The following is a 23,720-nucleotide window of genomic DNA, read 5'->3' as shown; positions in this document are numbered from 1 at the left end:
AAAATTAGCATATTATTTTTTTGATATAATCCCAATACCACTATTATCATCTTCAATAGTGCCGTCTTTATTGGACTTAAATTTTAATACAGAAGAAAATACCTTGTCAGCTTCTATAGTAATCTTATAATTATCATTTCCCAAATCTTTTATAGATGAAACTTTTAAATTATTATATACTATATCATCTTCTGAGTTTATTTTAATTACAAAGCTATCATTATTTGCAAATTTAACATTCCAATCACCTATATAATTACTTAATCCTCTGCTTTCTTTTACCTCTTCAGGAATTTGGCTTGCAGATGTGTAGGCATCGCTTGAATTATTGCAGCTTAATACAAAAAAAGAAAATATAATTGAAAAAAGTATTATTATTTTTTTATTCATAATAGTAAAATCCTTTATATTATTAATAATATTTATTATATAATAATTATTATTTATAACAAGATGTATTAGATGCATTTGATTCAATTAACGCACGCAGAATATAATTAAAAATATAAATCTATTTGCAATTCAAATTTTTTTATATTAACAAACTTTATTAACCGTGCGTTAATGAAAATTTGAAAATCTAACCAAAACTTGGGCGGGTGTTAAATTTATATATACATATTAAATATAATTAAAATAAAGATTTCTAATTTAGTAAAAAAGAATAAAGGGCGGGGTATGTAATTATTTTTTAATTTACTTACATTCTCCCACCCTTTAGATTTTCAATTATTTTTGTTTTTTTAATGTTATTTTCTTTTTTATTTTATTCTGTTATTTTAACTGCCCGCCCAAGCGTTATTTAAATTTTAGCTTTATTCACCGCACGCAGAGTAGAATGAAAAATATAAATCTATTTCAATTCAAATTTTATTATATTATTAATTTTTTTTACCGTGCGTTAATAAAAATTATAAAATATTTATAATTGATTTAAAAACAAGCTATGATTATTATAAAAACATGTGTATATTCTGTTACATTAGTTCATGTAGTATTATATTTTTAAGCTAATAATAAAAAAGTGTATATTGATGCTTATTAGATTAAAATATTTTTTAGCTTTTAATTTTTTATATTGAAAAATATCTAGAAACTTATACCCCTTAAGAAAATATTTTTTAATTAATATTGACAATTATTTATAATAGTGTATCATTGAATACAATTAAAGGTTTTAGGATTTTATAAGTGAGATTAATGATTGTTTTAAATTATATGTGCTGCAATTCAATGCAAATGACTATGATGTGTGATGGATACGGCTGTAGGGTATAATTTATTTTTTATTTTGTAATTTCCAGCCGTCAAGTATTGGCGGCTTTTTTATTTTAAATTTATAGTTTACAGATATATTTTTATATATATAATAATGTGTGAATATAGTTTTTATTGAAAAATGTATTAGGATAGTTAATGATAGTTTTAGAGAATGTGAATAAGGTATTTAAAACTGCTAAAAATAAGCAGCTTAATGCTGTTAATGATGTATCTCTTAAAATAGGCAAAGGAGAGATATATGGAATAATAGGCTTTTCAGGGGCCGGCAAATCCACTCTTGTAAGATGCATAAATTTATTAGAAAGACCTACATCAGGTAAAGTTTATTTAGATGGTGTAGAGCTGACATCATTGCCGCAAAAAGAATTAAGACAAAAGAGAAAAAAAATAGGAATGATATTTCAGCAGTTCAATTTATTTGCTTCAAGAACAGTATTTAAAAATGTTGCTTATCCTTTAAGATACAGAGGTCTTTCAAATGAAGAAATAGAGAAGAAAGTTATATCTCTTTTAGAATTAGTTGATATAAAAGATAAGGCTTATGTTTATCCATCTCAATTAAGCGGCGGACAAAAACAGAGAGTTGCTATTGCAAGGGCATTGGCTAATGATCCTCAGATACTTTTATGCGATGAAGCTACAAGTGCTTTGGATCCTCAGACAACTTCTTCTATTTTGAAGCTTTTAAAAAAGCTGAATGAAAATTTGGGAATTACTATAGTTGTAATAACACATGAGATGAACGTTGTTAAAGAGCTTTGTAATAGAGTTGCTGTTATGAATAAGGGGAATTTAATAGAAGAAGGCGACATATTTGAAGTATTTTCAAACCCTAAAAATAAAATAACACAGGAGTTTATAGATACTACTTCAAATATATCTAAAATTTATACCCTTGTTGAAGAGGGAAATAATATAACAAAATTAAGAAACGGAGAGTGTATAGTAAGACTTAAGTATAAAAAGGAAAGTGTTGCTGAGGCTTTAGTATCCCGTGTTTCAAGAGAATTCAATGTGGATGCTAATATAATATTCGGTGATATTGAACTTATAGATAATAGTCTTATTGGGGGACTTGTTGTTATAATGCATGAAAGAGATAAAGGCGGAATAACAAAAGCTATAGATTTTTTAAAAGAACAAAATGTTGATATAGAGGTGATATCTGATGCTGGAAATACTAAATAAATTAATGCCTAATGTAATGGCTGATTTGCCAAGACTTTATCAAAGTATAATACAGACATTTATTATGCTTTTTTATTCGGGTATAATATCGTTTTTTATAGGCGGTTTTTTGGGAGTATTATTAATAGTAACAAAAAGATTCGGAATAATGGAAAATTTGCTGGTGTATGAAGTTTTAAGCAAGGTAATTAACTTCTTTAGGGCAATACCATTTATTATTTTGCTTGCTATGTTGGTTCCTCTTACAAGGTTTATAATGGGTACTGCAATAGGAGTGAAAGGAGCTATTATACCGTTAATATTTGGTACAGTGCCATTTTTTGCAAGGCAGATTGAAAGTGCATTGTCTGAGGTTAATTACGGATTGGTGGAAGCAGCACAATCTATGGGTTCATCCCCTATAGGTATAATATTTAGGGTATATTTAAAAGAGAGTATAGCTCCTATAGCTAGGGGAACTACAATAACTGCTATCAGTTTAATAGGACTTACTGCTATGGCTGGTGCTGTAGGTGCAGGCGGACTTGGTACTTATGCTATACAATCTGGATATTATAGAAACAAATTAGATATTATATATGTATCTGTAATACTTCTTGTTATATTGGTTGGTATAATACAGGCTATTGGAAACCTTGTAGTAAAAAAGGCTACACATTAATAGATAAAAAATATGGTAAAGGAAACTAATTATGAATAATTCAATAAAAAGAAGAAAAGTAGTATTAATAGGAGCAGGACATGTTGGTTCTCATGCAGGATATGCTTTAGCCTCTCAGGGTTTGGCAGAAGAGATAGTTTATATTGATATAGACACAAAAAAAGCATTTTCTCAGGCTTTGGATATTTTTGATGCTTCTGTTTATCTTCCTCATAGAGTAGAGGTAAAATCTGGAAACTACAGTGATATAGATGATGCTGATATAATGGTGGTATGTGCAGGACCATTGCCTAATATGAATCAAACTAGAATGGATACTTTGGGTGCTACTATAGAAGTTATGAAGGATGTTATCGATAATATTAAAAAAACTAAATTTAATGGTATAATAATTAATATATCAAATCCAGCTGATGTTATTACTCATTATCTTCAAAACAAATTAAATTATGATGCAAAAAGAATAATATCTACAAGTACAACATTAGATTCTGCCAGATTAAGAAGAGCAATATCTGAGGCTATTAATGTGGATCAAAGGTCTATATATGCTTATTCTTTGGGAGAGCATGGAGAAAGTCAGATGGTAGCTTGGTCAACAGTAACTATAGCAGGAAAGCCTTTATTTGAGCTTATGAAAGAGAATGAAAAATATTCTAAATTAGATTTAAATGAACTTGCTGCGAAAGGAAGAAGAGGCGGATGGGATGTATTAGGAGGAAAAGGTTCTACAGAGTTTGGGATAGGAGCTTCTTTGGCTGAAGTTGCACGTGCTATACTTTGCGATGAGCATAGAGTTTTGCCTGTTTCAGTATATTTAAATGGAGAATACGGACAAAATGATGTTTATGCTTCAGTACCTGCTGTTTTAGGAAATAATGGGGTTGAAGAGATAATAGAGCTTAAAATGAATGATGATGAGAAAAAATTATTTGATGAATCCTGTGCTGTTATGAAAAAGAATTATGAATTGGCTTTGAAAATGTAATTTAATATTATTGGGATGTTCTTATTATGAAAAAAATTATTTTATTTCTTAGTTTTATATTTTTGTTTTCTTGTTCAAACAGCGGCAAAAATACAAATATTGTGAAAGTAGGGTATATTGGAGAATCTGATAGGGTTATTTGGGAAGAGGTTATGAGTCAGGTTTCAAATGAAAATATACAAATAGAATTAATATCTTTTGCTGATTATCTGCTTCCTAATCAGGCTTTAAATGATGGGGAAATAGATTTAAATAATTTTCAGCATTATGCTTTTTTTAATAATGAGGTAGAAACTAAAGGCTACAAATTAACCGCTATAGCTGATACATGCTTAGCTGCTATGAATATATATTCTCAAAATATTACTAATATTAATGAGATTAAAGAAGGAGATAAAATTGCAATACCTAATGATCCTTCAAACGGAGGAAGAGCTTTAAAGGTATTAGAGTCTGCTGGTTTGATAAAACTTAAGGATAAAAGCATTGCAAATCCAGAGTTAATAGATATATCAGAAAATCCTTTGAATATTGAAATTGTTGAAGTTGATGCTGGAAGCATATATAGTCTGCTTCCTGATGTTGCCTGTGCTGTTATTAACTGCAATTTTGCTTTGAATTTTGGTCTTAATCCTGATGAGGACTCAATATTTAAAGATAATCCTTCAAATTATGCTGACAAAAATTATATTAATATAATAGCTGCAAGAACAGAAGATAAGGATAATGAAATATATAAAAAAATAGTTAAGGCTTATCAGTCAGAAGAGGTTAAAAATATTTATAATAAAGATTTTAAAGGTGCTTATATAGCCGTTTGGTGATTGAGTTTTTTATGATACGAAATAGTTTAATATTGATTTTATTAACCATATTATTATTTTCATGCAGTAATAACGATAAAAATGATGATGAAATTATTGTTAAGATAGGACATGTAGGAGAATATGATTATGAAATATGGGATTCTATGAAGGATGACTTTCTAAAAAATAATGTTATTTTAGAAACGGTTTATTTTTCTGATTATCAGTATTTAAATAGTGCATTAGATAATAGAGATATAGATTTAAATGTTTTTCAAAATTATGCTTTTTTTGTAGATGAAACTAACAGATACGGATATAACTTATCTATTATTTCTAAGACTTATATAGCCCGTATGAATATGTATTCAAGGGTATTCACAAATATAGGTCAGATATCTATGGGGGCTAAGATAGCTGTTCCTAAATCAAGTGTTAATTTATCCAGAGCTTTAAAAATATTAGACTCTATTGGTTTTGTAAGATTAAAAGAAATAAATGATAATAATATGTATAATTATAAACTTGATGATATAAGAGAGAACCATCTTCATTTAGATTTTATACTTACTGAAGGAAGCAAAATATATTCTATTATGGACAGTGTTGATGCTGCTTTTGTAAATTATAGTTATTCTCATGATTTTGATAATGAAAATATTATATATTATGATGATCCAAGTAAATATGCTTCAGATACTTATGTTAATTTAATAGTTTCAAGAGATGAGGATGAGTTTAATGAGCTTTATATACGTATATCTGAAAGCTATAAAGAAAAAATTAGGAATAAAATAAATGAAAATAAATTGAATGGTCTTATTATGGCTGATTATTAATTTATTTAAACGTTTTTGATTATATCTGAATTAAAAAAACTTCTATTTTATAGATGATTTCATTATATTCATTTAAGTGAAATTGTAAAGTTTATATTATAGATGATTAATTATAAAAAATAAAAGATGGAGAAAATCAACATGAAAAAAATATTATTAATTTTTATATCCGTATTGATTTTTATATCATGTTCGGGTAACTCACAGAAAAACACTGTAGTAAAAATAGGACATGTAGGGGAGTCAGACAGAACTATATGGAAGCCTGTTATTGAAAAACTTGCTAAAGAAGGTATTACAGTAGAATTAATCTCTTTTGCAGATTATACTCTTCCTAATCAGGCATTGAATGATGGGGAAATAGATTTAAATGCCTTTCAGCACTTTGCTTATTTCAATAATGAATTAAAAACAAGAGGCTATGATTTAACGGCAATAGGCACTACTTTTATTTCGGCTATGAATATATATTCAAAAAATATAACCAATGTAAGTCAAGTAAAAAACGGCGATAAAATAGCCATACCTAATGATCCTGCAAATGGCGGAAGAGCTTTGAAGGTATTAGAGGCTGCAGGACTTATTAAAGTAAAACCAGAAGCAGGAGATTCTCCAAGTATTAATGATATAATAGAAAATCCGCTTAATATAGAGTTAGTAGAAGTGGATGCAGGAAGTATATACAGCCTTCTTCCAGATGTTGCTTGTGCGGTTATTAACTGCAACTATGCTATAGATTTCGGATTTAATCCTGGAGCTGATTATATATTTAGGGATGATCCTTCTATTTATGAAGGAAATTCTTTTTATAATTTGATAGCATGCAGAACACAGGATAAGGATAATGAATTATACAAAAAAATTGTAGAGGCTTATCAGTCTGCTGAAGTTGAGAAGGTATATGCTGAAGATTTTAAAGGTGCTTATTTACCTACATGGAAATAAATAATTAATTTTAAGGAGAAAAACAATGAAAAAAATTTTACTATCTATTTTGATATTATCATCATTGATATTATCATGCGGCGGCAATGCCAAGAATAATGATATGCAGGTTGTAAAGGTTGGTTTTGCTGGAGAATCTGATTATCAGATTTGGAATCCTATAGTAGAAAAATTAGCAGAAGAGGGAATAAAAGTTGAGTTAGTATCTTTTTCTGATTACACTATACCTAATCAGGCTTTAAATGACGGTGAAATAGACCTAAACGCTTTTCAGCATTATGCATACTTTAATGATGAAGTATCAAATAAAGGCTATGATTTAACAGCCATTGCTGATACTTATATATCTGCTATGAATATTTACTCTACTAATATTACAGATGTAAGTCAGGTTAAAAACGGCGATAAAGTTGCAATACCTAATGATCCTTCAAACGGAGGAAGAGCTTTAAAAGTATTACAGGCTGCAGGACTTATTAAAGTAAGACCAGAAGCAGGAGATACTCCTTCTGTAAGCGATATAATAGAAAATCCTCTTAACCTTAATATAGTAGAAATGGATGCTGGTGCTATTTACGGTGTTCTTCCAGATGTTGCTTGTGCTGTTATAAATGGAAACTACGCTATAGATTTTGGACTTAATCCTGGTTCTGATTATATATTTAAAGATGATCCTTCTATTTACAGCGGAAAATCTTTTGTTAATTTAATAGCTGCAAGAACTAAAGATAAAGATAATGAATTATATAAAAAAGTTGTAGCTGCTTATCAATCTGATATAGTAGAGAAAGTTTATAACGAAAACTTTTTAGGTTCTTATCTTCCTGCTTGGAAATAAATAAAATAAATAATATTAATGCTGGGTTAATTATATGAGAGATTTAAGTGAAAGAACAAAAATATTTTTAGACTCTGTCATAAGAAGAATGACAAGAGTATGTATAGAGTATGATGCTGTCAATTTGTCTCAGGGTTTTCCTGATTTTGATCCGCCTAAAGTTATAACGGACAGATTGATAGAAGTTGCTAATGAAGGACCTCATCAATATGCGGTTACTTGGGGTTCTCAGAAGTTCAGAGATGCTTTAATAGAAAAACAGAAGCATTTTATGGGATTGAATAATATTAATTCAACTGACAATGTTGTAGTTACATGCGGAAGCACTGAGGCTATGATGGCTGCCATGATGGCGGTTTGCAATCCTAGAGATAAGGTTGTAGTATTTTCTCCTTATTATGAGAATTATGCCATTGATGCTATACTTTCTGGTGCTGATCCTATATTTGTGCCGTTAAGACAGCCTGATTTTAATTTTGATGCTAATGAGTTAGAGGATGCATTCAAACAAAATGCTAAGGCTTTGATTTTATGCAATCCTTCCAATCCTTCAGGAAAGGTTTTTACTAGGGAGGAATTGGAGATAATTGCTTCTTTGGCTAAAAAATATGATGCTTATGTTATTACTGATGAGGTATATGAGCATATTGTATATAAGCCTTATAAGCATATTTATATGTCATCATTACCTGATATGTTCGATAGAACTGTATGCTGCAGTTCGCTTTCAAAAACTTATCATATTACGGGCTGGAGACTTGGATATATAATAGGACCTAAGCATGTTGTAGATGCTGCTAAAAAGATACATGACTTTCTTACTGTGGGTGCTGCTGCTCCATTGCAGGAGGCTGCTGTTGAGGGGTTAAAACTTCCTTATTCCTATTATGATGAATTGCAGGAAAAGTATACCAAGATGAGAGATATGTTTTTAGACGGTTTAAGAAATTTGGATTTCAAATTTACAGAGCCTCAGGGTGCTTATTATGTTATGGTAGATATAAGCGAATTTGGTTATGACAGCGATATGGACTTCTGCTATGATTTAGCTAAAAAAGTAGGAGTAGGTGCTGTTCCTGGTTCATCTTTCTTTAAAGAGCCTACTAATAACTTGATACGCTTCCATTTTTCTAAAAAAGAAGATACTGTTAAACAGGCTTTAGACAGACTTGCTGATGCTAAGGCTAAATTAAAAAAATAATATTCTTAAATTGGAATTACAAACAGCATAGGGATTAATACTCTCTGTGCTGTTTTTTATTATAAATTACTTTCTTTTAATCTTTTTAAATTTTTTATTTCATGGCTTACCATTATAACTGTAACAATTAAAGCAGCTCCGTCAGCAACAGGACCTGCATACATTACTCCGTCTATACCGAGTATTCTAGGAAGTATTATTATAAGAGGAAGTAAAAATATTATCTGTCTTGTCATGGATATAAATGCCCCTTTAAAAGCCTTTCCTAATGAAGTAAAAAATGTTCCAGTTACAGGCTGAATGCCGTTTATTACCATAAGAGCCATATATATTCTCATATACTCTTCGGCAAAGCGGAAATACAAATCGCTTCCATCCCCAAATATCCCTACAATCTGCCTTGGGAATGTTTGGAATAATATAAATGCTGTGAAAGCCATTATCGTAGTTATTGTTATGGTAAGTCTGTAAGTACTTATAACTCTGTCATAATTTTTTGCCCCATAATTAAATCCTATTATAGGCTGACTTCCCTGAGATGATCCTATTATAAAAGCCATTACAAGCATATTAATTTTAGCAATGATACCAGCAACTGCCAAAGGTATATTGCCTCCGTATATGGAATTGCTTCCATAATAGCTTAGAACATTATTCATAGTAATTTGTACTGCCATCATAGCTAATTGATTAAAGCCTGATGATGAGCCTAAAGAAAATACTTTTAATACATTTTTAGGCTTTACTATAAAATTTTCTCTTTCAAATTTTATATGTTTGAATCTGAATAAATATCTGAAAACTATTATAAAAGAAATGAATTGTCCTATTATGGTTGCAAGTGCTGCCCCAGACATTCCCATATCAAATTTAAATATAAAAATAGGGTCTAATATAGTGTTTACAATAGCACCTGTAAGTACTGATATCATAGAATACTGAGGACTTCCGTCAGCTCTTATTATATGGCTCATCATAGTAGAGAATATAAAAGGTATAAAACCCAATGACGTTATATTTGTATATTCAACAGCATAAGGCAGAACTTCTTTTGTAGAGCCGAACATTATCATAAAGTTTTTATTAAACAGCTTTACTATAATTGTGAATATAAAACCTAATGTAAGTGCTGATACTATAGTATTGCCTATTATTGTTGCCGCTTTTTTATTATTTCCCTGACCTAATAATATGCTGTAGAATGAGGCACTGCCAAATCCATGAAATAATGCTATTGACATGCATATAATAGTTAGAGGAAAAGCAACATTTGTAGCAGCATTTCCGTTTATTCCTATACCCTGTCCTATAAATATTTGATCTACTATATTATATAAAGAACCTACAAGCATTGAAATTATACTTGGAGCAGCATATTTAAAAAGCAGCTTATATGGTTTTTCATAGTATAAAGGATTAGAAGTTACTTGATTATTATAATTCATTTAAATATTCCGCCGTCATATACAAAAATAATACTTCAAGTATATTTTATTTTATTAATTTTTCAAGAATGGAATTTTATAATATATCTTTACGAAATAGTTATTTTACTGTATAATTTTATATAAATTAAATTAGGTGTTTTTAATGATAACAAAAAGAATTATACCATGTTTAGATGTCAGAGATGGAAGGGTTGTAAAGGGTACAAATTTTGAAGGACTTAAAGATGTTGATGATCCTGTAGAGCTTGCAAAATATTATAATAATTCTTTAGCTGATGAGCTTGTATTTTATGATATTACTGCTTCTTATGAGGATAGGAGTTTATTTGTTAATGTATTAGAAAGAGTGGCAAAGGAGATATTTATTCCTCTTACAGTTGGAGGCGGTATAAACAGCATAAAAGATTTTGATATAGTATTAAAATCTGGTGCTGATAAGGTTAGTGTAAACTCTGGAGCTATAAAGAATCCTAATTTGATACGTGAAGCGGCGGAAAAATATGGAAATCAATGTGTTGTTCTTTCTATTGATATAAAGAGAGTTAATGGAAGATATTCTGTATTTGCTAAGGGCGGACGTGAAGATACCAATATTGATGCTGTTGAATGGGCTGTAAATGGTGAGAAAAATGGGGCTGGAGAGCTTGTTATAAATAGTATAGATACTGATGGGGTAAAAAATGGTTTTGATATAGAATTACTTAGTGAGATCGCTAAAAATGTATCAATACCGCTAATAGCTTCAGGAGGGGCTGGAAATATGGAGCATTTTAAGGATGTTTTTCAAATAAGCGGAGTAGATGCAGGGCTTGCGGCTTCTATATTTCATTTTAAAGAAATAGAAATAAAAAAATTGAAGAAGTATCTTCGTGAAAATAATATTGATGTTAGATTATGATATATGTTTTATTAAATTTTATATAGGAGTATAAAACTATTATTTAAATTAATATATATATTTACTGATTTTCAAACATAAAAATTCTATATTATATACTTGACAAAAAAAACTTATGTATTAATATACTTAAAAATTATACGAATTATGGAGTAAATAAAAATGGAAGAGTTAGAATCTATGAATTTATTAGATGAATTATTAAATAATAATGGTTATTTTGCAACAAGAAGGTTTAAAGATGATGAAGAAGATGGTGATAATTATAGCGATGGGGATTACGATGATGATGATGACTATGACGACTATGATGATGACGATGAGGACTTTGATGATGATGATTTTGACGACGACTATGATGATGATGATGACTACGACGATGAAGACTATGATGACTACGACGACTACGACGATGATGACGACGACTACGATGATGATGATATAGATGATTTTGATGACGACTTTGATGATGATTTTGACGATGATTTCGATGATGACGATGATTATGATGATGACTATGACGATGATTATGATGAAGATTATGATGATGATTATGACGATAAATAATTAATTTTTTATACAAAGCAATATTATTGTTTTTTAATAGTATTGCTTTGTATCAAAAGGTGGTTTAATGTCAGAAAAAAAATTCAAAAAATTTAGTAAAGATAATAATAAAAAATTTTATAGTAATAATAACTATAACAATAATAAGAAAAATAAAAATAATAACTATAATAATAAGAAAAAATATAATCATAACAATAAATATCAAGAAAAAACTATAGAGGAATATGAAAAAAGCTATCTTAAAAGACGTATGAGGGAAGATGTTGAAAGACCTATATGTCCTGTTTGTAATGAACCTATTTATATTATAGAAGAAGCTATAAGACATAATGCAACTGGAGAACTTGCTCATTTTGAATGTATTCTAAATGAAATTAGGGATAATAACATTTCAGAGATGGAGGACGAGGATAAGATAGTTTATCTTGGTTCTGGAACTTTTGGTATTATACAAGAGCGACAAAGCGGAAAAAATACTAGATTTTTTGTACGTAAAAGAATAAATTATGAAAATAAGAAAATAAAAAAAGTAGAAGATGATGCAGATCCTGAAGAGGAGGATTTATTTAATGTCTGATATACCTCTGGGGTTTTCATCTGCTGCTGTAAAATGCGGTCTTAAAAATAATGATTATGATCTTGCTGTTATAAAAAGTGATCCTCCAAGTATAGTATCTGCTTTATATACTCAAAATACTTTTCAGGCTGCTCCTATTATTTTTTCTAAAAAGAATGATAAAAACAAAATAAATTTATTAATAGTGAACAGTAAAATAGCAAATTCTTTAACTGGTAAAAAAGGCTTGGATGATGTTATTGATATAGTTAAATATGCATCCGACAAATTCAATATTAAAAAAGATAATATATTAATATCTTCCACTGGTATTATAGGGGTAGAATTAGATACTAAAAAAATAAAAAATGGTATCGATAAAGCAAATAAGTCTTTTAACAATAATTTTGATAATATCGCAAGGGCTATTCAAACTAGAGATAAATTCGATAAAATATATACAACGGAATTGGATGTATCGGGAAAGACTGCTAAATTTTATGCTGTTGCTAAAGGAAGTTCTATAGTTCATCCTAATATGGCTACTATTTTGCTTTTTATATTTACAGATTTAAATATTGAAAAAAATGCTTTGGATAAGGCGTTTAGAGAATCTGTAGATAAAACATTTAATAGAATATCTATAGATGGAGAAACTTCTACAAATGATATGGCTGTTATCATGGCTAATGGAGCTCTTAATAATAAGCCCATAACTGAAGGAAATAAAAAATTATTTAAAGATTTGAAAAATAGATTAGATGAGATATGTGCTTATCTTGCTAAAATGATAATATTAGACGGTGAAGGAATCACAAAAACTATTATAGTTTCTGTGAAGAGAGCTAAAAGTCAAAAGGATGCCTTTACTGCTGCTCAGAAAATAGCTGTTTCTAATTTGGTTAAAATATTGTTTCTTTCTAAAAATCCTAATTTTGAAAAGATATTATCTGTTTTGGGTAATATAGATGTTAATATTAATAATTTGTCATTATATGTTAACGATATAGAGATATACAAAAATGGAAGTATTAATAAAACAGAGCAAAATATTAAAAAACTTAAAGAAGATATAAGCAAAGAAAAAAAAGAAAATTATATTACTATAGATTTGGGCTATAATACAAAATATGAAGATTATTACTATTTCACTGATTTAACTCAAGAATACATATCAATACATTCTTCTTATAATATATAAAAGTTTCTCACGTTAATATTCTGACAACTAAAGTTGTCAGAAGTTCGAAACTTTTATTTGGTAATATATAAAAGTTTTTCACGTTAATATTCTGACAACTAAAGTTGTCAGAAGTTCGAAACTTTTATTTGGTAATATATAAGACTTGTTTTAAAAGTACTTGACAAGATTATATATGAAATTTTCATAATTTGTCAATTATAAAATAATGATTTATATGTCGTATAAATCATTATTCTAATATATAAATTTCAGTTATTAGCTGTGCTTCACAGAGCTAGTACCTGAAATTTAGTTTTTAAACAAGTATAATACTAATTATATTTTTAATAAATTTGTATTATACTTATAATTTTTTATTAGTCTTTTTGCAGATTTTTTGACAAAAAAAGTTGATATAAAAAAATATTTTAATTAAAATAAGAGCATAAATTTTTATAATTAAAAAATCGTATGAGGTATAAATGTATAAAGATTATAAATTTAAAGTAGATGAATTATTAAAAGATGGTAAAGCCAAATTGGTAGAAGTTACAAAATCAGATGATGGAAAACAGGAAGGAAAAGAAATCAATGTTAATGATATTAATGGAGAAGGATATCAAATTTTAAAATTAATGCTTGAAGATATAATAATAAGATACGGAATAAAAAAATAAATTTATATAAATTGAATATTTTTATTTATTAAGGAAAAATTATGAATAAAGAAGAAGCTAAACAAAAAATAGAACAATTAACAGAAACTATTAATTACCATAATAAACTTTATTATACAGATGATAACCCTGAAATAGAAGACTATGAATATGATAAACTCTTCAGAGAATTAGAAAATCTTGAAAGAGAGTTTCCAGAATTAAAAAAAGATGACAGCCCTACAAATAAAGTTGGAGGCATTATATTAGAGAAGTTTGAGAAGTTTGAACACCCTATTGCCATGTATTCGCTTTCTAATGTTATGAACGAAGAGGAGTTTTTGGACTTTGATACTAGAATGCAGAAAGAACTTAATCAAAGTAATATAAAATATACTGTTGAAAATAAATTTGACGGACTTGCCTTAGAGCTTATTTATGAGAAAGGAAAACTAACAGTAGCAAGTACAAGAGGGGATGGACAAGTTGGAGAGAATGTTACTAATAATGTTAAGATGATGAGCAATGTTCCTAAAAGTATAAAAGAGAAAAATAAAATCATTGTAAGAGGAGAAGCATTAATAACAAAAAAAGATTTTGAAGCTTTAAATAAAGAGAGAGAAGAGCTTGAAGAGATTCCTTTTGCCAATGCAAGAAATGCTGCATCAGGAGGATTAAGACAATTAGACAGTGCTGAAAGTAAAAAAAGAAGATTAAAGTTTTTTGCATATCAAATAGCTAATTATAAAGATTTTGATTTAACTAATGAATATAAATCGATGGAGTTTTTATCTGATTTGGGTTTTACAGTAGAAGGCGTTCACCCAAATATTGACGCTAAGAAAGTATTAGAAACTTATTATGATATACAAGAAAAAAGAAGCAAAATGGATTATGAAATTGACGGGCTTGTAATAAAAGTTGATGATGTGAAGTATCAGGAAAAATTAGGATTTTTATCGCGTGCTCCAAGATTTGCAGTAGCTTTTAAATTCAAACCAGAAGAGAAAGAAACAGTATTAAAAAATATAGAAGTTCAGGTTGGGCGTACTGGAGCATTAACACCTGTTGCAAAATTAGAGCCTGTACAAGTTGGAGGCGTTACAGTTTCTAATGTTACTCTTCATAATCCTAATGAAATAAAATCAAAAGACATAAGAATAGGTGATACTGTTGTAGTTATACGTTCTGGCGATGTTATACCAAAGATTACAAGAGTAGTATTAGAAAAACGCCCTAAAGACAGCAAGCCTTTTGAGTTTCCTAAGAAATGTCCTGTATGCGGTGGTGATACTGCTGTAACTGACGGCGATGTAATAGTAAGATGTATTAATGAAGAGTGTCCAAGCAAAATAACTAAATATATAGAATATTTTGTTTCAAAACCTGCTATGAATATTGAAGGCATAGGAAAGGAATGGATTGCTGCATTTACAAAAAGCGGACTTGTAAAAACTCCTGCAGACCTTTATAAAATAACAAGAGATGATTTATTTAAGTTTGAAAGAATGGGTGAGAAACTTGCAGAAAATATGCTCGAATCTATTGCAAACAGTAAAAACACCACTTTAAAAAGATTTATATATGCCTTGGGTATTCGTCAGGTTGGAGAAACTACCGCCGACTTACTAGCAAAATATTTCACTTCAATAGACAATTTCAAAAAAGCAAGTATTGAAGATTTACAAAATATTGAAGGTATAGGCGAAATAAGTGCTAAAAGTATTTATGACTTCCTCCATAATGAAAAAACATTAAAGTTAATAGACGATTTACTTAATGAAAAAGTTAACCCTATATTTGAAAAATTAGTAACAGTAGAATCACCGCTCACTGGAAAGAATGTTGTAATAACAGGTTCAATAGAAGGCTTTACAAGGAATTCTGCAAAAGAGGCTGCTGAGAGATTAGGAGCAACTGTTCAATCTGCAGTATCAAAAAATACAAACATTTTGATTGTAGGTGAGAAAGCAGGAAGCAAACTTAAAAAAGCTCAGGATTTAGGTATAGAGATAATGGAAGCTCCTGAGTTTATAAAGATTGCTAATATGTAAAATAAGTATTTTTATGTATTTTTAATCTATTTATTTCCTATATTTATGATAAATTAACAATATATATTTGTAAAATAATTGTATTATTTTTATATTTAATAGTAAAAATTATTGAATTTGTATATATTTTTTATATACTAATATTTATGTATATAAATATAAATTCATTAAATTTAAATGGCTCTCTAGCTGACGGACCTGGCATAAGAATAGTAGTATTTTTGCAAGGATGTGATATAAGATGTCATAACTGTCATAACAAACAAACATGGGATGAAACTGCAGGTACTTTATATGATATTAAAGAATTAGCGGATATCTTAAAAAAAAACAGTTCAAATAAGAAAATAACTATATCTGGAGGCGAACCTTTATTACAAAAAGAGGCTATTTCTGAATTATTAAAATATATAGAAGATTGGGATATTTGTTTATATACAGGTCATAATTTAAATGAAATCCCAGATGATATAATAAAATATTTAAAATATGTAAAAATAGGCAGTTTTGATAATAGTTTAAAAACTACTACAGAACCATTTATAGGCTCATTAAATCAAAAGTTTATAAATTTGAAAGGAGATTAAATATGAAAAGAAATAGTGAAAATGCATCAGAAAGATATAGTTATATAGGTTATATATTCAAAAAAGGTGAAAAGCAGCAAAAAGAAGAAATACTGGATTCTATACCAAATAATTTATCCGATCTTCATAGAAAAGGATATATACATATACATGATTTAGATGCTTATGGTTTAACATATAATTGTCTTGCTTTTAATATACATAATAATTTTCCATATCATAATTATGATAAATTATCAAATGAACATAAAATAATTAAATTATTTAATTATTATAAAGATATTTTAACTAAAATAGGCAATGAACAGTCTGGAGGTGAAGCTTTTGCTAACTTTGATATAGATACAGCAATAATATTAGAGAATCTTCATGTTGAAAATAATGAAAGAAATATTTCTTTAATAAAAGATTGTATATCTGAATTAATATATTGGTGTAATAATTGTCATGATAGAATTGGAACTGCAAATTATTATGTTACTTTAAATGTGGGTTTAGCAAATACAGAATATTCTTATAATATATGTAATGCATTGTTAGATGCATTTTATGAATCAGCGATTGATGTTTTTAAGCCTAATATTGTATTTAAAGTAAAAAGAGGTGTTAATTTAGAAAAAGATTCTCCAAATTATCCATTATTAAGAAAGGCATTAGAGTGCAGTGCTAAAAAAATGATACCTACATATTTATTTTGTGATTGTAAGCAGAATTCTGAAACAGATCCTTTAAAATTATCCATAATGGGATGCAGAACTAGAATTGTTGATGATTTATATGGTGATAGAGGTTCTATAGGAAGGGGCAATATAGCAAATATATCAATCAATTTACCTAGATTGGCTTTGGAAATAATAAACAGCGATAATTATGATAAAAATAATAATTTAGAGTTATTAAAGGATAAATGGCTGTCAATAGCTATTCCTGCAACGAATATATTAATTGATAGATATAATAAATTAATTAATTTAGAGTTAGATAAATTTCCATCAAATAAACAATATCAAGTTTGGGTTGAAAATTTTGAAGATAATAAGCCTTTGAATGATATTTTTAAACATGGCACATTATCTTTAGGTTTTATAGGTTTATCAGAAACTATAGAAATATTGATTGGAGAAAAATTTTATTTATCTGATGAAGCTATGAATATGGCTTATGAATTTATAAAATTTATGCGTTCATATACTGATGAATGTATTAAGAAATATAATCTAAATTTTTCATTACTTGCCACAAGCGGAGAATTAATCAGCGGAAGATTTCAGGAAATAGATTCTAAAATATATAAGCATCATACCCTAGATAAAGGTTATTATACTAATTCATTTCATGTTGATGTTGATAGTCAAATATCTGGCTTTGATAAAATATATAAAGAATCTAAATTTCATGAATTATCTAATGGCGGATGTATAACATATATAGAGATTAGAGAAGCACCTGTTGGAAATAGCGAGGGATTGGAAGAATATGTAAATTATGCTTTAGAAAATAATACTAATTATCTAGGATTCAATTTTCCTTTAGATTTTTGTAATGATTGTAATAGTGTTGGAATATTTGATAAATGCCCTAATTGTGATGGTAATAATATAAAAAGGATTAGAAGAGTCAGCGGATATTTAGAGGTATTGGATAATTTTACAAATGGAAAATATAATGAAACTTGCAATAGAAAATTAAACTATTTTAATAATAAAAATGTTAATTTTTGATCTTATAAAAATTATTATATACTAAACTCAGTAAAAATAATTTTATGAGTTTATAAAGATTGCTAATGGCTAATAATTAAAATAATAAATTATAAATATATAAAGACTGTGAATATTTTTATTTACAGTCTTTATTTTTTGCTTTTTATATAAAAACATTCTATTTATTATTGATATTTAATTTTATTTGTATATAATATTAAATATCAATAAAATAAGGTAAAATATGGAAGAAAATATAATTAATAACACACAATTTGATTTAATAAACAGCAAAGAAGAAAGAAAATATTTAGCTGAAAATTTAAATAATTCTAGTATTTTAAATTTAAATAATTTATCAGATGAAGATAATTATATTGTTAAAGGAGCTTCAGAATTATTAAAAGCAGCAATATTATCAAGTGAATCATCTAAATTATTTAAATCAAAATGTCTTTTAATTGATAGTGAAAAAACAAATAATTATATATATGACAATGTATTTGAATATCTCATCTTAAAAATGAATGAAAAATTAGAGTGCATAATTAATAAACTTAAAACAGATAAAATATTAATACAAACTGAAAAAGAGAAAAAGTCAAAAATAATAACCATAATAAATAAATTAATGGGAATAATAAATAAAGACCTTATAACAGATGATGACTATAATATATTAAATGAATTGCAAAAAGATGTTAAAGATTTAATAGGCTATTCTAGTAATAAATTAGAGCAAAATTCTAAAAAATCATATCTTGAAATAATCAATAATGTAAATGAAAACTATTTAACTTATAATATATATGAATTTTCTCTTGAAATTTTAATTTATATTAATATAGCCTTATCTAATTATTATATAAATATTTCAAACTTTGAAGAATCAGATAATATTATAAATGAAATGATAAATACAGACAGCTCATTTAATAAAACTATAAAAGAATCAAAATATTGGCAAAAATGTATAATAGATGATGTACTTTTTCTTAGATCTTTTTGTTTACACAAAGATGGTCATCTTCTAGATCCTTCATTATTAGATATATTAAAAAATGTGCTGTCAGGAAAGCCTATATCTTTATTATTTGGAAGAGTAGATGAAAGTATGCTTAATAGATATGATGATATTAGTCATAATGCATCTTTATATCTTGAAAATAATTTCTGCTTTTATATAGAATTATTAAGAGATATTAAAAATATAATGAGTGAGGAAATATATATTTTAGAGATAAATGATATTAAATATTTGATATACAATAATTTACATAAATGTAATTTGGATTGTAAATTTTGTTACATATGATAAATGATATTGAAATTTAATTTAAACTAACTAGGAGGTATTTTATGATTATTAATCCTTTAAGATCGCCTATTGAACTAGCTATATTTAAGCTAAATGTGAAAAGAAAATTAATGAGAGATAAAATATTCTTAAAAAAATTATCAGCTAAATTTCCTAAAATGACAGACAAACAAAAACAGAATAAACTCTTCAAATATCAAAAAAACAAATATAAAATAGAAGAATGCATTGCTGAAGTAAAAAAGGAGATTGCTAGAAGAGAAGAACAGTTAAAACTATTAAATGCGGTACAGTTTGTAACTTGGCTTTAAATTTACTATATGATTTAAATATCAGATTACATTTACGCACGGTTAACTTTAATAAAATTAGAATTATAAATTAGGCCGTATTTTAAAAATTAGTTAGTAAAGTATTAAATTTAAATGATGCTTGGGCTGGTGTGCTTTTTTAATTTAAGCTATCAATATAGATAAAGTTATCATTTCAAATATAGTTATAAATTTATAAGGGAGGGGTATGTAATGAAATTTTAAAATCTACCTACATTTCCCCCCTATAGATTTTCAGCTTTATTTGTAATTTTGTATTATTTTTCTTTTTTATTTTATACTGTTATTTTAGCTGACCGCCCAAGTTTTATTTAAATTAATAATTGCTATAACCGCACGCAGAATAAAATTAAGAGTATAGAGTTTGTTTGTAATTTAAATTTTATTATATATTAAATTTTTTAAACCGTGCGTTAAATAGATTTTTAATTATAATTAATACTTGGGCGGGTGTGCTTTTTTAATTTAAGCTATCAATATAGATAAAGTTGTCATTTCAAATATAGTTATAAATTTATAAGGGTGGGGTATTAGAAAAAATAAAAAAGAGAAGTATTAACTACAATACATCTCTTTTTAATAAAAAAATTATGATAAATTATTTTCCAAATACTGCTTCATAATCTTTTTTGAATTTTTCTATACCTTGATCAGTCAATGGATGTTTAGTCATCTGAACTATTACACTATAAGGAACAGTAGCAATATCAGCACCAGCCAATGCACATTCAGTAACATGTATAGGGTGTCGTACGCTTGCTGAAATAATTTCTGTTTCTATCGCATGAGTAGCAAATATTTCAGATATTGTTCTGATAAGTTCAAGTCCGTCAATTGATATATCATCAAGCCTTCCTATAAAAGGTGAAACATAAGTAGCTCCTGCTCTTGCCGCTAAAAGTGCCTGATTGGCTGAAAATATTAAAGTAACATTAGTTTTTATTCCTTCTTTAGAAAGTACTTTAACTGCCTTTAATCCTTCTGCTGTCATAGGAATTTTTACTACCATATTTTTATGTATTTTAGCGATTTCTCTTGCTTCTTCTATCATATCTTCAGCTTTTTCAGTAGTAGCTTTAACTTCCCCAGATATAGGACCGTCAACTATAGTAGTGATTTCTTCTATAGTTTTTTTAAAATCTCTCCCCTCTTTAGCTATTAGAGATGGGTTTGTAGTAACACCGCAAATAACCCCCATATCATTAGCTTTTCTAATTTCATCAACATTAGCCGTATCTATAAAAAAACGCATTTAAAAAAACTCCTTAAAATTATCATTTTAAATTGAATTATTTAATATTATATAGTTTTGATGCAATTTTATCAATATTATTTTAATTATTAGTAATATTCTTTATTAAATCATAATAATGCTTTTTGCCTTGAAAAATATCCTGTGATAATATTCTCTGAGCATTTTCGTATTTGAATATTTCAGAATCTTTACTGATATTATTTTCCAATATTAGAGTATCATTTGTAACTTTATAATATTTATGATAAGTACTTATAAATCCGTTTATCTCTTCTTTATAAAGCAAAGATATAATACTATTTTTATAATTAGTAACGCCAGCATTTAAAGCTATAAACATAGGTATATTTTCTGGTACAAAATTATCAGGAGCTTTATATGCCCCATTAGTACCATCCCAAATAAGTATAGGCGTTGGAGTATTATCATATAGAAAGCTATTTTTTATGCTGTCATCTATAGAAGAGTTTTGTATTATTCCTCTAAGAGTCGGATATAAATGATCATGTTTAAAAATAATAAGTGCATTTTTAGAATATTTAAGTATTAAATCTTTTATTTTTAATATTTCAATAGAAGTCATTACTGAATTATCCATAGTTTCTACTAAATCATTTATATTGTCATTTTTAAAAAATTTAAAAAAGTTTTTATTATTTTCTCTTATGTTAAAAAAATTATCTATATGTGTTCCTGTATGTCCTATATAAGTAAAACCATAAGTAAAAATTGGTTTATTTAAAATATTAAAATTGGTATCTAAATATGAAGCTATATTATTTACTCCGATATTAAATAGTATATTTGTAATACCTACTGTAGGTAAAAAATTATTTAAATTATATGTAACGTTTGCTTCTTCTAAAGCAATTATAGTATATCCATTTTCCATAAGTAAATATGGTAATGTGTTAGTTAATTTTGTAGATTGGTTTTTTGGATAAAGTGGGGATGATGCAGTAAGACCTGAAAGTCTTGCATAAAAACTACCGCTTCCAGCATTCGGCGGCATTTTCCTTGAGTTATTAGCCCATTCTCTATATTCTTTTGGAAAAGGATCTTTTTCAAACAAGTTGGTAAAATGTGAATAATCGTAGAAAGATTCTAAAAATATTAAAAATATATCTCTTTTCTCTTTTATATTATCAGTCAGTAATATACTTGAAAAATCTCTTTTATTTTGTTTTTCAATAAGAATATTTAATGATTCTAAAATTTCATTTTTTGAGTATTTTTTATTAGTAATCTTATTATAATTTATCTTATAGTTAATAGTATCTATAATTCCATTTTCATTAGCATTATCATAAAAATTTACCTTCCAAATAATTATTTCTCTATCTTTAAAAAAAACTAAAAATGATAATAAAAATATTGATGCTATTATTATAATAGATTTATTTTTTTTCATTTTGATAATATTTTTTATTATAAAATATATAAGGAGTATTATTAAAATAAAATATATAATTGTAACTATTATTGTGATAGTTTTCATTTTTGTTGATAGAACTTCTATTAATGATTTATATAAAATTGGAATATCTGAAAATAATAATATTGTATTTTGTGCTGTTAAAGATATGGGTTCTATTACAAAAAATGAAAAAGTTTGGAAAATAAAAAACATAATAGTAAGTATTATTTTCTCGTTGTATAAATAATATGCTATTATTAAAAATAAATTCGATAATATAATATCAGTGATGCTAAATCTTAGTTTAACCATATTAAATGAGGGCAGTATTAAACCTATTAATAAATAATATGTAATTATATTTAATGCTATCAGTAATAAATAAGTTATTTTTATTAATTTAAAATAAAATAAAGGTATTATGGTAATAGCTAAGAGTATGTATATTATTAATTTGGGCTTTATTATCAATTTATAATAAACATCTATCTTATTATCATATGAAAGATTTTTTTCACTATATAAAATTCCAAATGGACTTCCTTCTTTTTGATATTCTATTTTTTTTATATATTCAGGCTGATTATAAAAATATGCATGAACTCCATATATATCATTATTTTTAAATATTTTATCATAATAATTTATTTTAAAATTGTAAGTATCACCATTATAAGAAAATTCTGATAGATATCCTATTCTTTCAATATTCCCTAAAATAGACAAAGATATTAAAGATAAAAGTACAACTAATATTACAATTAAATATATTAAAAAAAATTTATTATTTTGTTTTATATAACTTTTAAACTTATCAAATAGAGATACCATTTATAACTCCAAGTTTAAAAGTACAGAATAATTTTTTATATAAAAAAAAATTGCAATAAGTATATAGATACTTAATAATGCAAAGTGATGTTGCTTGTTGCTTGTTGCTTGTTGCTTGTTGCTTGTTGCTTGTTGCTTGTTGCTTGTTGCTTGTTGCTTGTTGCT

22 protein-coding genes are annotated in these 23,720 nt (G+C 26.9%); 18 read left to right on the top strand and 4 right to left on the bottom strand.

The window, feature by feature from the left end; translation table 11 throughout:
- Nucleotides 1-12: 12 nt before the first annotated feature.
- On the bottom strand, nucleotides 13-390 hold the full coding sequence (locus Q0J69_RS12115) for a hypothetical protein (RefSeq protein WP_297207939.1): 378 nt from the start codon (nucleotides 388-390) through the stop codon (nucleotides 13-15).
- Between the two features lie 1,026 nt (nucleotides 391-1,416).
- Here Q0J69_RS12115 and Q0J69_RS12110 point away from each other — a divergent pair.
- The 8 genes from Q0J69_RS12110 to Q0J69_RS12075 all read left to right on the top strand — a co-directional run bounded on the left by Q0J69_RS12110 (nucleotide 1,417) and on the right by Q0J69_RS12075 (nucleotide 8,747).
- Nucleotides 1,417-2,469 (top strand): methionine ABC transporter ATP-binding protein, encoded by a 1,053-nt coding sequence (locus Q0J69_RS12110; protein WP_297207937.1) that lies wholly within the window; start codon nucleotides 1,417-1,419, stop codon nucleotides 2,467-2,469.
- A complete protein-coding gene (locus tag Q0J69_RS12105; RefSeq protein WP_297207936.1) occupies nucleotides 2,450-3,130 on the top strand; it encodes a methionine ABC transporter permease in 681 nt (226 codons plus the stop codon). The genes Q0J69_RS12110 and Q0J69_RS12105 overlap by 20 nt, the downstream gene beginning before the upstream one ends.
- A 31-nt stretch (nucleotides 3,131-3,161) precedes the next feature.
- Nucleotides 3,162-4,118 carry an L-lactate dehydrogenase gene (locus Q0J69_RS12100; RefSeq protein WP_297207934.1) on the top strand — a complete coding sequence of 319 codons (957 nt, stop codon included), beginning with the start codon at nucleotides 3,162-3,164 and terminating at the stop codon, nucleotides 4,116-4,118.
- 26 nt (nucleotides 4,119-4,144) lie between these two features.
- A complete protein-coding gene (locus Q0J69_RS12095; RefSeq protein ID WP_297207932.1) occupies nucleotides 4,145-4,942 on the top strand; it encodes a MetQ/NlpA family ABC transporter substrate-binding protein in 798 nt (265 codons plus the stop codon).
- A gap of 11 nt (nucleotides 4,943-4,953) precedes the next feature.
- Nucleotides 4,954-5,763: a MetQ/NlpA family ABC transporter substrate-binding protein gene (locus tag Q0J69_RS12090; protein ID WP_297207930.1), complete on the top strand. Its 810-nt coding sequence runs from the start codon at nucleotides 4,954-4,956 to the stop codon at nucleotides 5,761-5,763.
- Between the two features lie 141 nt (nucleotides 5,764-5,904).
- Nucleotides 5,905-6,708 (top strand): MetQ/NlpA family ABC transporter substrate-binding protein, encoded by an 804-nt coding sequence (locus tag Q0J69_RS12085; protein ID WP_297207928.1) that lies wholly within the window; start codon nucleotides 5,905-5,907, stop codon nucleotides 6,706-6,708.
- Nucleotides 6,709-6,733: 25 nt separating this feature from the next.
- A complete protein-coding gene (locus Q0J69_RS12080) occupies nucleotides 6,734-7,546 on the top strand; it encodes a MetQ/NlpA family ABC transporter substrate-binding protein (RefSeq protein WP_297207926.1) in 813 nt (270 codons plus the stop codon).
- 34 nt (nucleotides 7,547-7,580) lie between these two features.
- Nucleotides 7,581-8,747 carry an aminotransferase class I/II-fold pyridoxal phosphate-dependent enzyme gene (locus Q0J69_RS12075; protein WP_297207925.1) on the top strand — a complete coding sequence of 389 codons (1,167 nt, stop codon included), beginning with the start codon at nucleotides 7,581-7,583 and terminating at the stop codon, nucleotides 8,745-8,747.
- 59 nt (nucleotides 8,748-8,806) lie between these two features.
- Here the strand turns inward: Q0J69_RS12075 and Q0J69_RS12070 are convergent, their stop codons facing one another.
- Nucleotides 8,807-10,192 (bottom strand): MATE family efflux transporter, encoded by a 1,386-nt coding sequence (locus Q0J69_RS12070; RefSeq protein ID WP_297207923.1) that lies wholly within the window; start codon nucleotides 10,190-10,192, stop codon nucleotides 8,807-8,809.
- A gap of 145 nt (nucleotides 10,193-10,337) precedes the next feature.
- On the opposite strand from Q0J69_RS12070, the gene hisF reads away from it, so the two are divergent.
- The 10 genes from hisF to Q0J69_RS12020 all read left to right on the top strand — a co-directional run bounded on the left by hisF (nucleotide 10,338) and on the right by Q0J69_RS12020 (nucleotide 20,031).
- Nucleotides 10,338-11,093, top strand: a complete 756-nt coding sequence (gene hisF, locus Q0J69_RS12065) for an imidazole glycerol phosphate synthase subunit HisF (protein WP_297207922.1) — start codon at nucleotides 10,338-10,340, stop codon at nucleotides 11,091-11,093.
- 162 nt (nucleotides 11,094-11,255) lie between these two features.
- Nucleotides 11,256-11,660 (top strand): DNA primase, encoded by a 405-nt coding sequence (locus tag Q0J69_RS12060; protein WP_297207921.1) that lies wholly within the window; start codon nucleotides 11,256-11,258, stop codon nucleotides 11,658-11,660.
- 67 nt (nucleotides 11,661-11,727) lie between these two features.
- Nucleotides 11,728-12,240 (top strand): hypothetical protein, encoded by a 513-nt coding sequence (locus tag Q0J69_RS12055; RefSeq protein WP_297207919.1) that lies wholly within the window; start codon nucleotides 11,728-11,730, stop codon nucleotides 12,238-12,240.
- Nucleotides 12,233-13,420 carry a bifunctional glutamate N-acetyltransferase/amino-acid acetyltransferase ArgJ gene (gene argJ, locus Q0J69_RS12050; RefSeq protein WP_297207917.1) on the top strand — a complete coding sequence of 396 codons (1,188 nt, stop codon included), beginning with the start codon at nucleotides 12,233-12,235 and terminating at the stop codon, nucleotides 13,418-13,420. The genes Q0J69_RS12055 and argJ overlap by 8 nt, the downstream gene beginning before the upstream one ends.
- A gap of 464 nt (nucleotides 13,421-13,884) precedes the next feature.
- The gene (locus Q0J69_RS12045) at nucleotides 13,885-14,079 is read left to right on the top strand and encodes a hypothetical protein (RefSeq protein WP_297207915.1); all 195 of its coding nucleotides are present in this window, start codon (nucleotides 13,885-13,887) and stop codon (nucleotides 14,077-14,079) included.
- Between the two features lie 41 nt (nucleotides 14,080-14,120).
- Nucleotides 14,121-16,112, top strand: coding sequence for an NAD-dependent DNA ligase LigA (gene ligA / locus Q0J69_RS12040; RefSeq protein WP_297207913.1), 1,992 nt, complete (start codon nucleotides 14,121-14,123; stop codon nucleotides 16,110-16,112).
- Between the two features lie 146 nt (nucleotides 16,113-16,258).
- The gene (locus Q0J69_RS12035; RefSeq protein ID WP_297207911.1) at nucleotides 16,259-16,699 is read left to right on the top strand and encodes a 4Fe-4S single cluster domain-containing protein; all 441 of its coding nucleotides are present in this window, start codon (nucleotides 16,259-16,261) and stop codon (nucleotides 16,697-16,699) included.
- A 2-nt stretch (nucleotides 16,700-16,701) separates the two neighbouring features.
- Nucleotides 16,702-18,420 (top strand): anaerobic ribonucleoside-triphosphate reductase, encoded by a 1,719-nt coding sequence (nrdD, locus tag Q0J69_RS12030; protein WP_297207909.1) that lies wholly within the window; start codon nucleotides 16,702-16,704, stop codon nucleotides 18,418-18,420.
- A gap of 226 nt (nucleotides 18,421-18,646) precedes the next feature.
- Nucleotides 18,647-19,717 (top strand): hypothetical protein, encoded by a 1,071-nt coding sequence (locus Q0J69_RS12025; protein ID WP_297207907.1) that lies wholly within the window; start codon nucleotides 18,647-18,649, stop codon nucleotides 19,715-19,717.
- A gap of 44 nt (nucleotides 19,718-19,761) precedes the next feature.
- Entirely contained in the window at nucleotides 19,762-20,031 is a 270-nt protein-coding gene (locus Q0J69_RS12020; RefSeq protein ID WP_297207905.1) for a hypothetical protein, read from the top strand.
- Nucleotides 20,032-20,650: 619 nt separating this feature from the next.
- On the opposite strand, the gene fsa is transcribed toward Q0J69_RS12020, so the two are convergent.
- Nucleotides 20,651-21,304, bottom strand: a complete 654-nt coding sequence (gene fsa / locus Q0J69_RS12015) for a fructose-6-phosphate aldolase (RefSeq protein ID WP_297207903.1) — start codon at nucleotides 21,302-21,304, stop codon at nucleotides 20,651-20,653.
- Between the two features lie 82 nt (nucleotides 21,305-21,386).
- Nucleotides 21,387-23,555 (bottom strand): hypothetical protein, encoded by a 2,169-nt coding sequence (locus tag Q0J69_RS12010; RefSeq protein ID WP_297207901.1) that lies wholly within the window; start codon nucleotides 23,553-23,555, stop codon nucleotides 21,387-21,389.
- Nucleotides 23,556-23,720 lie beyond the last annotated feature (165 nt).

This window comes from uncultured Brachyspira sp., from assembly GCF_944388875.1.
In the GTDB taxonomy this organism is placed as follows: domain Bacteria; phylum Spirochaetota; class Brachyspiria; order Brachyspirales; family Brachyspiraceae; genus Brachyspira.
Note: the sequence above shows the minus strand (reverse complement) of the source record. Positions and strands in the feature narration are given on the sequence as shown.